Origin of the sequence: Ehrlichia muris AS145 (assembly GCF_000508225.1) — a bacterium.
Classification (GTDB): domain Bacteria; phylum Pseudomonadota; class Alphaproteobacteria; order Rickettsiales; family Anaplasmataceae; genus Ehrlichia; species Ehrlichia muris.
On the sequence record NC_023063.1, the window covers coordinates 512,283 to 526,451 of the forward strand.

Below are 14,169 nucleotides of genomic sequence, written 5' to 3' on the forward strand. Positions count from 1 at the left end.
TTCTATGTTGATTAGTACATTAACATTCCACCGTTGACATGTAAAGTCTGACCTGTAATATATTTACTTTCATCACTAGCTAAGAATAAAACTGCAGCAGCTACTTCTTCTGGTGTACCTATTCTTCTCATAGGAATATTTGCAATAATGTTATTGCGTTGCTCTTCGGATAATACATCTGTCATTGGTGTTGCAATAAATCCTGGAGCTATACAATTTACGGTTATATTTCTACTTGCAAACTCTTTTGCTATGGATTTGCTCATGGCTATAATGGCAGCTTTAGATGCTGCATAACTTGTTTGTCCAGGATTACCAGTAAATGCTATAATTGAGGAGATGTTAATTATTCTGCCTTGATTATTTTTTAACATTGAACGGCATGCATTACGGTTTAGCTTAAAGGTTGTAGTCAGGTTTGTATTGATAACTTTATGCCAGTCTTCATCAGAAGTACGTAATGTGAGTTTATCTAATGTAATACCGGCATTACATACGATACCATCAATGCCAGACATAATTTTACATGCATTGTCAATTAAACCATTAATCTGTTCATCATTTGTTAAATCGCATGGTAAAGTATGTATTATACTATCTGTGCTTGAAGATTGTTTTGCGATTTCCTGTAAAACAGATTCTTTAGTACCTGAAATACAAAGTGTAGCTCCTGCATCTGATAAAGTTTTAGTTATAGCCTTTCCAATACCACCAGATGCTCCAGTAATTAAAAATCTTTTTTGTGATAGATTAAACATGTTAAACCTAAATGTACACTTTTAACATGATATGCTACTTTGTTGAAAATGAGAAGTAAAGAGTTGGTTGTTAAAGTAATGCATAAATATGTTTATGCAATATGATTCAAGATTATTCTAGATAGTGATGTTGTGTAAATATTGAAATATATGTAATATTTTTTATACTATGGACAAATTTATAGAATATATTTTTGTAAAATTTATGATATTAAATAAGTTCGATAAGCGCGTCATGAGACATAATAGATAAAAAAATAATTATGTTCATATCTGGTAGCATTAGGTATAGATTTCTGCAGTTAAAAGTAATTACAAAATGTATTTATTAGTATTCTAGAAATAAAATTGCTCTCAAGTTAGTGTATATTTCAATTAAATAGATACCTATAATAGTTACTGTAAGGGTTAATTTAATGTTGTTATTGTAGAAAGGTATGCGATTTTATATTTTTTATAGTAGTAATATATTTTATGGTGTATATTATTTTATATATAGTATTAGTACTGTGTTATGTGTGTTACTATTTGTATAATTCTATTAGAATAGTTTATTTAAGATATCCACGTAACTCTTAGAAAAATAATAAAGTCATGAATTTTTATAGAATATTATTAATATTTATGATAAACAAAATATTTGATTTTTATTAGTGTGTTTAATTATTAACTTCATAATAGGGTTGATTAAATATTCTAGTTGTTAACTAATATGTTGCTGTAGCAAGTATAAGTATTAATGGGAGATATGAGAAATGATAAGTGCATTACAAGCGCCGAATGAAATACGTAGACGTATGCAGATGTTGTATCGTACAGAAGAAAATAGTTATATAAGGTATTTGACAGAGAAAACAGAAATATCACAAGATTCTAAAATTAGGATTTATAGTGTTGCAAAACAAATAATAGAAAGAATAAGAGTAGATAGAAATTTAGGTATAATAGATGCTTTTATGCAAGAGTATGGCTTATCAAATGAAGAAGGCATAGCTCTTATGTGTTTAGCAGAGTCTTTATTAAGAATACCAGATGATTGCACCATAAATGATTTAATAAAAGATAAGATAGGAAACAGTATGTGGAGTAATCATATAGGTAGTTCTTCATCAATATTTGTTAATGCAGCAACATGGGGTTTATTTATAGGTGGAAGAGTATTAAAAGATAGTAGTGATAGTACTCGATTATTTGGTGCTATAAATAATTTATTGAAAACAATGGGTGAGCCTATAATTAGAAAGGCAGTGCGGCAAGCAATGTGTATCTTGGGCAAACATTTTATAAAGGGAAGAGATATAATAGAAGCACTTAACAATAGAAAAGCAGGTGAGTTATATTCATTTGATATATTAGGGGAAGCTGCAAAAACTAGAAAAGATGCAGAAAGATATTTTACTGAATATATGGCAGCGGTAGAAAGTATAGGAAAGTCTAAAATTGTTAATGAAACAGGAAATTTAATAGATTATGATGAGATATCAGTCAAAATATCTGCATTACATAATAGATATGAGTTTTCACAAATCGATGAAGTATTAGATGAGATAGTAGATAAATTATTGCAAATATGTAGATTGGCAAAAGATCATAACATTCGTGTATGTGTTGATGCAGAAGAAGCAAGTAGATTAGAAATATCATTAATGATACTTGAAAAATTGCGATTTGATAGTAGTTTGAATGGATGGGAAGGTCTAGGATTAGCTGTACAAGCGTATCAAAAAAGAGCATTTTCAGTGTTAGATTTTGTGGAAGATATATCAGTTAGATCTCATCATAAAATGATGCTGAGGCTTGTAAAAGGTGCATACTGGGATTATGAAATAAAGAATGCTCAAGAGTTAGGTTTAAGTAGTTATCCAGTATTTACAAGAAAGGTGTATACTGATGTGTCATATTTAGCATGTGCAAACAAAATTTTAAGTAAGCCAAATACTTTTTCTCCATGTTTTGCTACACATAATGCTTATACATTGGCTGCAATATTAGAAATGGCAAATAAGGATCATCCAGGGTTTGAATTTCAAAGATTGCACGGTATGGGAGCTAGTTTATATGAATATGTAACGCAAGAATTAGCAGCAAATGTTAAGTGTAGAGTTTATGCTCCTGTTGGAAGTTATCAGGATTTACTTCCTTATTTGATTAGAAGATTATTAGAAAATGGAGCAAATAGTTCATTTATTAACCAGTTAAATGATAGTAATGTGTCACTGGAACAGTTAATAGAAGATCCATTAGAAAAAGCAAAAGCGTTAGAATATTTACCTCATCCTAATATAGCATTACCAAAGGACATATTTGGGCCTGATAGACTTAATTCTATGGGTATTGATATTACTGATTCTGTTACTTTAGCAAGTTTTAATGAAGAAATGAAAAATTATCAAACTTGCAAGTTTAGAGCAGCTCCAATTATAGGGGGAGAAGAGCTAGATGGTAGTTTTAAGGAAGTATTTTCTCCAACGAATTCTGAGGATGTTATAGGAGAAGTATTGTTTGCAGATCCTACACAAGCACTATCAGCCTTAGGTATAGCATATGATGCGTTTGAAGAATGGTCTAATATTCCAGTTTCTACTCGTGCTGCTATACTAGAAAAAGCAGCTAATTTACTAGAAGAGAATAAAGCAAAGTTAATAACACTACTTATCAGAGAAGGGGGTAAAGTTATTTCTGACGCTATTGCAGAGGTAAGAGAAGCCGTTGACTTCTTACGTTATTATGCACTTCTTGGGAGGCAAGAATTAGAGCAGTCAAAAAAATTACCTGGTCCTGTAGGAGAAGATAATTATCTTTATTTCAAAAGTAGAGGGGTATTTGTGTGTATATCTCCTTGGAATTTCCCCTTAGCAATATTTATTGGTCCTATTGCTGCAGCATTAGTTACTGGAAATACTGTACTTGCAAAACCTGCTGAGCAAACTTCTATCATTGCATATGAAACAGTAAAGTTATTGTATGATGCTGGGGTGCCGAAAGAAGTTTTACACTTATTATTAGGTCATGGTAAAGAATTAGGAGAAGTATTATTAAAAAATGAGAAAATAGGTGGGGTAGCATTTACTGGTTCAACAGAGACAGCTAGCATAATTAATCAGTCTATTGCACAAAAAGAAGGTGGTATTATTCCATTCATAGCTGAAACAGGTGGTTTAAATACCATGATAACTGATACTTCTGCATTAATAGAGCAAGTTACAAATGATGTTATAACATCAGCATTTAAAAGTGCTGGACAAAGATGTTCAGCGTTAAGGGTATTATTTGTGCAAGAAGAAGTGGCAGATAAACAAATTGAAATGATTTGTGGTGCTATGGAAAGTTTGGTCATAGGAGATCCTATGTTGTTAAATACAGATATAGGGCCAGTAATAGATAAGCCATCGCAAGAAATGTTAATGTCTCATGAAAACAAGATGTCACAAGAGGCAAAATTATTATGTAAAGTTAAGTTAGGAGAAGATTGTAAAAAAGGTTATTTCTTTGCTCCGTGTGCATATGAGATACAAAGTATATCTCAGTTAAAGAGAGAAGTATTTGGTCCAATATTACATATAATCCGTTATAAGAAAGAAAATTTACATAAAATTTTGAATGAGATCAATAGTACAGGATATGGGTTAACATTTGCTGTGCAGAGTAGGGTGCAAAGTAACATTGATAATATTATTGATAAGATAAATGTTGGAAATGTTTATGTAAATAGAAATCAAGTTGGAGCAGTAGTAGGGGTGCAACCTTTTGGTGGACAAGGATTATCTGGTACTGGTCCTAAAGCAGGTGGTCCATATTATTTACATAGATTCCTAACAGAAAAAGTGGTAAGTATTAATACTACAGCTTTGGGTGGAAACACTTCCTTAATGTGTTTAACTGATTAGATGATTTAGTAGAACATATCATTACATTGTTCTATCTTGATTTGTAGGAATATTTGTGTGAGTAATATTGACTAGAAACATAAATGTTACGGTTTTGGTAGGTACGTATATTTACATAGATTTTCTGTTAAGATAAGAATATCCTATCTCCTGGAAAGTATGAATGACCTGAGATTTAGGTCATAGTATTATTTTTATAATGATCTAATTCTGTTTGTGCTTATTGTATTTATTTAGGCTTGTGATTAAGTAGGTACGTGATTAGTTTAATTAGATAATAACTATAATATATATGTAGGTGTACCTTTTTATCTATGATTTTTTTAATCAATTACTGTAAATATTTATGCATACTAATTTTTATACATGGTTTGATGAGGGATATCAAAATATTTGGATGCCTTATACACAAATGAAAAATTCGCCTCTACCATTAAAGGTAAAGTCTGCTAGTGGATGTTATATAACATTGGAGGATGGTACAAAGTTACTTGATGGTATATCTAGTTGGTGGAGTGTGTGTCATGGGTATTCTCATCCACATATTGTTCAAAAGATTCAAGATCAAGTTGCTAAATTATCTCATGTTATGTTTTCTGGATTAGCACATGAACAAAGTTATATTCTAGCATCTCGACTTGTCAAAATTGCTCCAAAACAGGGAATGAGTAGAGTTTTCTTTTCAGATTCTGGGTCAACTGCTGTTGAAGTTGCTATGAAAATGGCAGTGCAATATCACCAAAATTTGGGCAATGTGAACAAATGTAGTTTTATATCTTTTGTTAATGGATATCATGGGGATACAATGGGTTGTATGTCAATATCTGATCCTGGAAAGATTCATGGTACCAAATTCAAAAAGTATCACCCTTTACAGTACATTTTGCCCTTACCTCATACTGAAGAGGAAATTGAGAGTTTTACAAATACAATATCTTCTATAAAAGATTGTGTTGCTGCTATAATTTTAGAGCCGATCTTGCAAGCAGCAGGTGGGATGTTAATTCATTCTGCAAGTACTGTAAGAAAGATTTATGATATTGCAAAAAATAACAACATATTATTTATAGCAGATGAAGTGGCTACAGGTTTTGGTAGGATTGGGACTATGTTTGGATGTAATCAAGCAGATATTGTTCCAGATATTATGGTCATTGGGAAAGCATTGACAGGTGGATTTTGTACATTATCTGCAACTTTAACTACGCAGGAGGTTTATAATGCATTTTTATCAGATAATATAAATGATGCTTTTATGCATGGTCCAACTTTTATGGCAAATGCTTTAGCTTGTGCTGCAGCAAATGCTTCACTTGATCTTTTTGAAAATCAGGATTTAATACAAAATGTTACTTTAATTGAAAATCAACTAAGATCAGAATTAGAAATATTTAGACAACTAAGTTATGTGACTGATATTAGAGTGAAAGGTGCAACTGGGATAATAGAGTTAGAAAGTGGCTTAATTAATAAAAATGATATTATAAGTAAAGGAGTTGAATTAAATGTGTGGATACGTCCTATTAATAATATAATATATGTTATGCCACCTTTTGTAATTAATTCTAGTGAACTTACTAAATTAATAACATCAATATATATAATACTTAAAAACAACATATAGTTATTGTGGTAAATATATACGTAAATGGTGTAAGAGCTGATATAATACTTTTTTATCTAATGTAATTACTATTACTTTTTTTACAGTAAAAAGCGCATTTTGTAGTATTATTGTAAATAAGTATTCTATTGTGTTGTTAGCTTAATTATATTTTGGAGATGAGGTAGATAATACTTATTTGAAATTGTTAAATCATGAAAATCATGTGGTAAGTTATAAAACTATATTTCTGTAATGTTGAAGTATTTGTAATATTATTAATGATAAACATCCTAATGGTATAATAGTGCATTGTTTTCTATATTTGAGATGTTGTGGATTCCTGATTCTAAAAGGGTCACTAGTTATAGGGAATCATATGGTAAGTTATAAAACTATATTTCTGTAATGTTGAAGTATTTGTAATATTATTAATGATAAACATCCTAATGGTATAATAGTGCATTGTTTTCTATATTTGAGATGTTGTGGATTCCTGATTCTAAAAGGGTCACTAGTTATAGGGAATCATATGGTAAGTTATAAAACTATATTTCTGTAATGTTGAAGTATTTGTAATATTATTAATGATAAACATCCTAATGGTATAATAGTGCATTGTTTTCTATATTTGAGATGTTGTGGATTCCTGATTCTAAAAGGGTCACTAGTTATAGGGAATCATATGGTAGATTGTGAAACTATATTTCTCTAACGGTGAAAGTATTTTTAATCTTGTTATTAAACCAATGCAAGTATTGTGTCATGCTATCGATCTGATCATCGTTTTGTGTATTTGGGAATGATAATAATTCTTGTTCGAAATCACTCAGCCATGGAGAGTCATATGGTAAAAATATTTTTCTAGATTCAAATATAGGAATAATTTTGTAAAATCTTGTTACCTTATTAGCTGTTGGAACAATACCTATGATAGATGTTGTGCTAATACTACTTAATTCTTGAATGATTTGTAACCCACTTGCTTTTTTTTCTATAAGTATAGCATTCGGTTTCCAATGATTTGCTAAATTTATTATTTCTTGTTTTAATTGTTGGTATTCTAGTTTTACTTTATACACTTCTAATAAGAAGAAGCAGTTATTTTTGTAAGACCATGTTGTACATACACTATAATTACTTTTCTTGTTAGAAGAAGATGCTGTATCCCAACTTTGAGTTATATTACTATCTTCATTATTATAGGAACTATATCTTTGAATCCATTTGTATTTTATTATGCCACTTGACAAATGGATTGGGCGTTGTTGACATTGAGCTGCAAATGCATATGATCCAAGGTCTGATTTTAATTCTTCTATGTATTTTTTTCCGTGTTTTTTATATAGAGGATCTCCTTCTTTTCTTATATGTAAAACATTTCTTATTTTGTTTCCATGTTTAAATTTCCATGGTGAAGTAATAGAATAGAAAGTATTATTCTTTTCTGCTATTATTGGGAGTGATAATATATGCCATTTATTATAGGTCTTTTTTGACAGTAAGTATCCAGTTAAATCATCTGTATGTAATCTATGCATTACTATTACAACAATGCTGTTTTTTCTATCATTTAGCCTAGTCATGAAGGATTGTTCAAACCAATGACATACACGTTGTCTATAAGTTTTGCTTAATGCCTGCATAGGATTCATTGGGTCATCTATAATTAAAATATCTCCACCTTCTCCTGTAATGCTTCCTCCTATTGATGTTGCAAATCTATAGCCTCTTTGTGTTGTTTGAAATTTTCGTTTTGTATTCTGATCTTTTGATAATATTACATGTGGAAATAGTTTTTTATACCATTCAGATTGTAATATATGTCGGTTATCTAAGGATAATCTTTCACTGAGTATTTGAGAATAACTTGCAACTATAATTCTAGCTTGAGGATTTAATCCAAAGATCCATGATGGCCATGCTATGCTAACGCATATGGATTTGATAAATCTTGGAGGCATATTAATTATTAATCGATTGATTTTTCCATTGAGAGCAGCTTCTAATCTATCTGCTATTATTTGAATATGCCAATTATTTATTATTTGATTATTTGGTGATACTGTTTTAAAGCATAATTTTAGAAAATCTAAGAAATTATAAGACATTTTTTACGAATATGATGATTTTAACTTTGGTATTATTTTAGTTGTATTGTTTTTGTATGTTCTATTATTGTTAATATTAATCTTTTAAAGTGTATTTTGGAGTATATTACTGAATCAAAATTGCGAATGAAGTTGGCTAATTAAACGTTGCTCTGTATCTATTTTTGTTTATTTTTTGGCAACTTTAGAATTTTTATGATTATTGTTATATATTATGTGTTGTGAGTTGTTTAGTATAGAATTTTGTATAATAAGGTTAGCATTTAATGTACATGAAGGTATTGGTATGATAATATGAAATAAAAAGTTGAGTAATTTTAAAAACATGCTTTTTGATTTGCGTTTATGACCGATTTTTTTTTAATTTTGTCATCTCTACCAAACTTTTTTGCTCCTCTGATGTTTGAAGCCACAGTTTGTCCAGCTCGTTGCGTTGGATCCATTTCGTGAGCTATGGTTGACATTAATAAAGTTTTAACTTCTCTTTTGATTTCTTTTTTTATATAAGTTTGTAAATTATTTCTTTTAAATTCTTTATGTGTGTTTTTTTTACATTATGTATATCAATATTTTTAGATAGCTTTTTTGTTTATTTAAATATTTTTTATTTTAATTAATTTTTTATGTATGTATAATAATTGATTAATATTATCAGATTTATCAATATGGTTGTATATTGCTTTAATTTTTAATTTATGAGGAAAAAGCATATTATATATAACATATGATATATCATAATATTAATATATTCATATAAATCTTTTATTAATCTAGATGTTATACTTCTATTTTTATATTATCTTTAAATATTTTAATCAGATTACTAATTACATTATGCTGATACGTGTTATCTGCTTCTGCCTTGCTGATTATCTTTTTTGAATTCTAAATTAGGTAAATATGGTTGTTGTTGTTCTATATTCATATCTTTATGATCTTCAATTTTTTGATTTGTGATAGCTACTTCTAATATAAGTTTTATTTGGTTTAAAATCGTTTTAAGTAGTGCTATTGTTAAACTTGAAGAATCTTGTTTTGATCTTCCAAAGTTTTTTGCATCTCTTTTATTTGATTCAGCAGTTTCTCCTGCACGTTGTACTGGGTCCATTTTATGTGCGATAACTGACATAAGTATGTTAAGTTTTAATTTTATATTATTTTTAATATTTGTGATCTCTTCATGTTCATTATTATTTTCTAGTATTAATACATTTGGTGTTTGATTAACGTGAGTTTCTGCTTTTTCTTTTGATGATTCTTGCTTTGTTATAGAAAGGTTTTCTAGCAGAGATTCATCTTGTGCTATTTTTAATAGGGCAGATATTCTTTTTTCTGCTGTATAGAGTTTTTGATAGCTATTACACTTATCTATCATTTGATATATTAATTTTTTTTGCTGTAGCATTGTAATTATTTTTACAATCATTAACATGCATTAAATATATATTAATTATATTAATAATTATTAAAAATTACTTTTTTATAGCTTGTTAAGATTGTATTAAAGTTGTCAAAATTGCTTGACTCATAATATCTTTCATATAATTCGACAATGCATTTTGCTGATATTACCTCTTTTTTATTGATAATTATTTTAAGTTCCATAATATCGTTGTTGAAAGAATATTGTTGTAAAAGTTGATTTGCATGTGAGTAATCTATAATGCCATTGATCTTGAATATTACATGTTTATTCCCTGAATTCTCTAAAGCAGTTTTCCAGCCTGATAAGGAAATATTTTTAATATATTCGTTTTTATTATGTAGGCTAATTCGTACACTTTTTATATTATTTAAAGAGGAAAAAGAGTTATTAGAATCCTTAATTTGTAGTTGTATTGACATGAGTTTTTTTTGCTAAGATAGTAAAATTTAATAGTGCGTATGCAATTTCATTATGCTGATTTGTATTATAGCTATATTCTGGGGCAATCTCGTATTCAAAATTAGGTATATCAGATTTATGATTGACTAGTAGATCGGTGATTAAATTTAGTATTGTGTATAGTGTATTAGATTGGTAACAATAGATTTTACATGATAGTTGTATTTTTAACATATTACTGTTAAACGTATTTAGTGTTTTTAAGTTACTTATATATATATATATATATGGTAGTGATACTTTATTGGGTATAACATCGTATATATCAGTTATAGTATTCGTTAAGTTATTATTAGATTTGAATAATTTGATAATTGAGTTAAAGATTTCCTTTGTTATATTTGTCATAAAACTAACTTTAGTTCACGGAAGGGAGAATATATGTTTTTTATAAAAGTTAGATTATTGATATTTTCTGATTCTCTGTTTTTGTATGATATAGCAACATGATGTAGTATACCGTGTCTAATTTGTGCAGGTATTAATGCATTGTCTGTATATCCTGCTTCATATAGAATTTCTATTCTATCTCCATGAATTTGTTTATTGAATGAAATATATGATAGTAATGTATCTACGTGATAGTATTTTTGATCTATAAATTCTTCACTTCCATTTGTATGTATTGTTTTTACATAATTAACTTTTATTATTGGATTAAATAGTAACTGTATTTTTCTCGGTATATAACTACTACAGGAAATTTCCCATGTTTGTTTCATTAATGACTTTTCAATATACCATTGTGCATATTCAGATGCCATAGTAATCAAATTATTGATTAATATATCATCTTGGTTATTATTTATACGTAAGAAAGATTTTACTTCTGATAAGGTAATAGGTAGAGATGTAGGTACAGTTTTGCGTGTAATACACAGCATAGAATTTTCTAGCATATAACTCCATTGTTATATTGATAATGGCTTTTTATATTTGGTTTTTATTAAAAGACTAAATTCTCTAATATACTGAGAGAAATTTTATTAAATATTTTAGCAATAGTATCTTTCTCATGTTTATTAAGGCTTGCTAAACTGCTAGAGTTTAATAGTTGTTCTATAAGATATTTATTGAGTTCTTGGAAATTGTGAGAGTGTATTTTTTTGATTAGTGATATTAATTCCTTTTCTAAAGAATGTTGAAAATAGGTTAGAAAATTAGATGTTATGTCCTCCATCTTATTTTCAAATTTCATTTGGTATTTTGTAGTGATATTGTCAATTGTATATGAGAATTCATCTAATTTTTTTTGTTGCGTGAAGATTTTTTCGCTATGATTAAAAGTTTCTATCATAATAATATTAATGTTGTATTTGATGTATTATATATACTTGATTTAATATTAAGGAAGCAGTTTATTTATATTTTGGTTGAATATTTTTGTATTGCTATTTGAATAACATTAAAAAATTTTGTGGGTTATAGTTGTGAACATTGAGGGGGATAAGTAGAAATTTATTGAAATTTGCTTAGTAAGTTTTATAATACGTGTTGTGTTCTGCATTTTTATAGGTAATTTTGTAAAAATATAAAGTGTTGATGGGAGAGGTGGCCGAGAGGCTGAAGGCGACGGTTTGCTAAACCGTTATACGACTTAAATCGTATCGAGGGTTCGAATCCCTCTCTCTCCGCCAAAAGTATATATTAGTATTATTGAATATAGGAAAAAAATGAAAGTTATTGGATCACTTAAATCTGCAAAAGTAAGAGATAAGGACTGTAGGATTGTACGCAGGAAGGGGCGTATTTATGTAATAAATAAAAAAAATCCAAGATTTAAGGCAAGACAAGGATATTAATGAAGTATTTTTTAAGTACTTTTGTTGAAATTGTTCTTAAAATATTATAAATGCTTTTTTGATTATCTTATTTTAGAATTGATGTTATCGGTTAATTTGACGTTAAGTATTTCTTTCTTTTATATAAGAAGCTAGTCTAAGGTACATAACTAATGTTATATGCTTAATGACTGCAATAATAGAATTGGTACGGTATATATTTTTGATTAATGTTTTAAATGATTTTTCTCATGTTTTTATTGTAACAATATGGATTAGTTAACATACTGACCTTTTTTATATAAGGTAAGTTGATTTATAAATTATGTATTTTATACATCCTTACTAATTATAGGGAACATAAGCCTATTTATTCCTAATATGAATAAAACAGCTGGTAATACTTTTTATTGACTAGTTATTGGCTTATAATAAACCTAAGTTTTCTTTTTTAGATACAATAAAGTTTTTTATTTTAGTAAAGGCATGCATTTCTATTTGCCTGACTCTCTCCTTGGATATATTATATTCTTGGCTTAATACTTCTAAAGTATCTGGTTCTTCGGCCAATCTTCTTCTAATAAATATGTCGCGGTATCTTGTATTTAACGTTGATAAAGCCTGTGCAATTAAGGTCTTCTTTATATTTGATTCCTCATTTAGTAGATATATATCTTCTTGATTTGGAGTATCACATTTGATGATTTCTTGTAACTCGATACCATTTTGATTATCGTTAGAGAATACTATTTCATTTAAGGACATGTCTCTGTAGGAAAAATACCTATTCATTTGCTCTACTTCTTGTTCAGAAGTTGAACACTCATTTGCAATCAGTTTTATATCTTCTTTTGTGATATTATTATTATTATACTTAAAAAGTTTTTTCTTGATTTTCCTCAAGCTAAAAAATAACTTTCTTTGTGCTTGTGTTGTACCAATTTTGATACATGACCAAGATTTAAGTATATAGTCTTTAATGGAAGCTTTAATCCACCATATTGCATAAGTAGATAACCTAAAGCCAAGAGTAGGGTTAAATTTTTTTACAGCTTGCATCAACCCTATGTTTCCTTCCATTATTAATTCTATAAGTGGTAACTCGTAATTTTTAAAGCTTAATGCAATTTTGACTACTAGTCTTAAGTGGCTAGTAACTAATCTATGGGCATCAGCAATAATTCTATTTTCATACCAGCTTTTTGCTAACCTATCTTCTTCTTCATGAGATAAGATAGGGAACGCATATACTTCATTAATATAGGACATTAAACTGTCTTGAGTTAAAGAAAATATAGAATTTGTTAGCATATTATATATAGAACTTAATTATAGTCCTGTATTATATCAAAGTGATATAACGATGTATAGTAAATTTTAGAGTTTTTGTGTATTAATTTGTCAGTGTAATTTTTAAGAGTGACTATGAATATATTTATTACTGCTAGAGGCTTTGATGTTACTGACAATATTAAAGCTTATGTTGAAAATGCTGTACAAGATCATATAACTAAATTTTTTGTAAATGACTTAACGGTCAATATGAAAATGATTTTATCTAAAGATGCAAACTTATTTAAATCTACAATTAGCATTAATGATGTCAAGAGTGAGTTTATTAGAATTTCTAAAACGTCAGATACAGCATATCATGCCATAGATAATGCTATTAATTATTTGCGTGATAAGTTGCAGAAACACAAAAGTGAGAGAATTAGTAAATATCGTCACAATAAAAACTCCATAAAGTCGCAGATGAGATGTTTTGGGTATGTATTGGATAGTGATAAAGTGGAAAAATATCATGACACTGATGATTCAGCATTAGTAATAGAAGAAGATGTTATTATACAAACTATGACTATTGGTGATGCAATTATGGAAATGGAATTGTTATCTTTGCCAGCTCTTTTATTTATTAATGTAAAGAATAATAGAATTAATATGATATATACTAAGAGTAACGGTAATATAGTATGGGTAGATCCACTAAATATATCTCCTATTAAATAAGTTAAGTATATTTTCTTATTAAAGAAATTTACTTTATGATGTATTATTAAGTGATAAAAAATTAATATTTATTTATATATTATAATTTATTAATCAAATATCATTATTATAAATTTTTTTAAATGTTCCTG

12 protein-coding genes and 1 tRNA gene are annotated in these 14,169 nt (G+C 28.3%); 5 read left to right on the forward strand and 8 right to left on the reverse strand.

What is annotated here, in order from left to right; genetic code table 11:
• Window positions 1-11: 11 nt before the first annotated feature.
• Entirely contained in the window at window positions 12-758 is a 747-nt protein-coding gene (gene fabG / locus MR76_RS01930) for a 3-oxoacyl-[acyl-carrier-protein] reductase (RefSeq protein WP_024072013.1), read from the reverse strand.
• Between the two features lie 755 nt (window positions 759-1,513).
• On the opposite strand from fabG, the gene putA reads away from it, so the two are divergent.
• Together putA and MR76_RS01940 are read left to right on the forward strand one after the other, a co-directional pair.
• A complete protein-coding gene (gene putA, locus MR76_RS01935) occupies window positions 1,514-4,645 on the forward strand; it encodes a bifunctional proline dehydrogenase/L-glutamate gamma-semialdehyde dehydrogenase PutA (RefSeq protein WP_024072014.1) in 3,132 nt (1,043 codons plus the stop codon).
• 346 nt (window positions 4,646-4,991) lie between these two features.
• Window positions 4,992-6,269 carry an adenosylmethionine--8-amino-7-oxononanoate transaminase gene (locus MR76_RS01940; RefSeq protein ID WP_024072017.1) on the forward strand — a complete coding sequence of 426 codons (1,278 nt, stop codon included), beginning with the start codon at window positions 4,992-4,994 and terminating at the stop codon, window positions 6,267-6,269.
• A gap of 680 nt (window positions 6,270-6,949) precedes the next feature.
• On the opposite strand, the gene terL is transcribed toward MR76_RS01940, so the two are convergent.
• The 6 genes from terL to MR76_RS01975 form a co-directional block, all read right to left on the reverse strand.
• Complete coding sequence (terL, locus tag MR76_RS01945) at window positions 6,950-8,359, reverse strand: phage terminase large subunit (protein ID WP_024072018.1); 1,410 nt, start codon at window positions 8,357-8,359, stop codon at window positions 6,950-6,952.
• A 317-nt stretch (window positions 8,360-8,676) separates the two neighbouring features.
• Entirely contained in the window at window positions 8,677-8,823 is a 147-nt protein-coding gene (locus MR76_RS04950; protein WP_024072019.1) for a hypothetical protein, read from the reverse strand.
• A gap of 383 nt (window positions 8,824-9,206) precedes the next feature.
• Window positions 9,207-9,785, reverse strand: coding sequence for a hypothetical protein (locus tag MR76_RS01955; RefSeq protein ID WP_235111314.1), 579 nt, complete (start codon window positions 9,783-9,785; stop codon window positions 9,207-9,209).
• A gap of 29 nt (window positions 9,786-9,814) precedes the next feature.
• On the reverse strand, window positions 9,815-10,204 hold the full coding sequence (locus tag MR76_RS01960) for a phage tail tube protein (protein ID WP_024072021.1): 390 nt from the start codon (window positions 10,202-10,204) through the stop codon (window positions 9,815-9,817).
• A gap of 384 nt (window positions 10,205-10,588) precedes the next feature.
• Window positions 10,589-11,143, reverse strand: coding sequence for a head-tail connector protein (locus MR76_RS01970; RefSeq protein WP_024072023.1), 555 nt, complete (start codon window positions 11,141-11,143; stop codon window positions 10,589-10,591).
• Window positions 11,144-11,190: 47 nt separating this feature from the next.
• Window positions 11,191-11,541 carry an ECH_0659 family protein gene (locus tag MR76_RS01975; protein WP_024072024.1) on the reverse strand — a complete coding sequence of 117 codons (351 nt, stop codon included), beginning with the start codon at window positions 11,539-11,541 and terminating at the stop codon, window positions 11,191-11,193.
• A 248-nt stretch (window positions 11,542-11,789) separates the two neighbouring features.
• Between MR76_RS01975 and MR76_RS01980 the strand changes: the two genes are divergently transcribed.
• Together MR76_RS01980 and ykgO are read left to right on the forward strand one after the other, a co-directional pair.
• Window positions 11,790-11,881: transfer RNA gene (locus MR76_RS01980), tRNA-Ser, on the forward strand.
• Window positions 11,882-11,917: 36 nt separating this feature from the next.
• Entirely contained in the window at window positions 11,918-12,046 is a 129-nt protein-coding gene (ykgO, locus tag MR76_RS01985) for a type B 50S ribosomal protein L36 (protein ID WP_011304505.1), read from the forward strand.
• A 405-nt stretch (window positions 12,047-12,451) separates the two neighbouring features.
• On the opposite strand, the gene MR76_RS01990 is transcribed toward ykgO, so the two are convergent.
• Window positions 12,452-13,336: an RNA polymerase factor sigma-32 gene (locus MR76_RS01990; protein ID WP_024072025.1), complete on the reverse strand. Its 885-nt coding sequence runs from the start codon at window positions 13,334-13,336 to the stop codon at window positions 12,452-12,454.
• A 114-nt stretch (window positions 13,337-13,450) separates the two neighbouring features.
• Between MR76_RS01990 and hpf the strand changes: the two genes are divergently transcribed.
• Window positions 13,451-14,038, forward strand: a complete 588-nt coding sequence (gene hpf, locus MR76_RS01995) for a ribosome hibernation-promoting factor, HPF/YfiA family (protein WP_024072026.1) — start codon at window positions 13,451-13,453, stop codon at window positions 14,036-14,038.
• The last annotated feature ends 131 nt before the right edge of the window (window positions 14,039-14,169 follow it).

Coding starts and splice junctions, on each gene's coding strand:
- MR76_RS01960 (WP_024072021.1), bottom strand. CDS start 10,204: ATGTCAATACAACTACAAATTAAGGATTCTAATAACTCTTTTTCCTCT.
- hpf (WP_024072026.1), top strand. CDS start 13,451: ATGAATATATTTATTACTGCTAGAGGCTTTGATGTTACTGACAATATT.
- MR76_RS01990 (WP_024072025.1), bottom strand. CDS start 13,336: ATGCTAACAAATTCTATATTTTCTTTAACTCAAGACAGTTTAATGTCC.
- ykgO (WP_011304505.1), top strand. CDS start 11,918: ATGAAAGTTATTGGATCACTTAAATCTGCAAAAGTAAGAGATAAGGAC.
- MR76_RS01940 (WP_024072017.1), top strand. CDS start 4,992: ATGCATACTAATTTTTATACATGGTTTGATGAGGGATATCAAAATATT.
- putA (WP_024072014.1), top strand. CDS start 1,514: ATGATAAGTGCATTACAAGCGCCGAATGAAATACGTAGACGTATGCAG.
- MR76_RS01970 (WP_024072023.1), bottom strand. CDS start 11,143: ATGCTAGAAAATTCTATGCTGTGTATTACACGCAAAACTGTACCTACA.
- terL (WP_024072018.1), bottom strand. CDS start 8,359: ATGTCTTATAATTTCTTAGATTTTCTAAAATTATGCTTTAAAACAGTA.
- fabG (WP_024072013.1), bottom strand. CDS start 758: ATGTTTAATCTATCACAAAAAAGATTTTTAATTACTGGAGCATCTGGT.
- MR76_RS01975 (WP_024072024.1), bottom strand. CDS start 11,541: ATGATAGAAACTTTTAATCATAGCGAAAAAATCTTCACGCAACAAAAA.
- MR76_RS01955 (WP_235111314.1), bottom strand. CDS start 9,785: ATGATTGTAAAAATAATTACAATGCTACAGCAAAAAAAATTAATATAT.
- MR76_RS04950 (WP_024072019.1), bottom strand. CDS start 8,823: ATGTCAACCATAGCTCACGAAATGGATCCAACGCAACGAGCTGGACAA.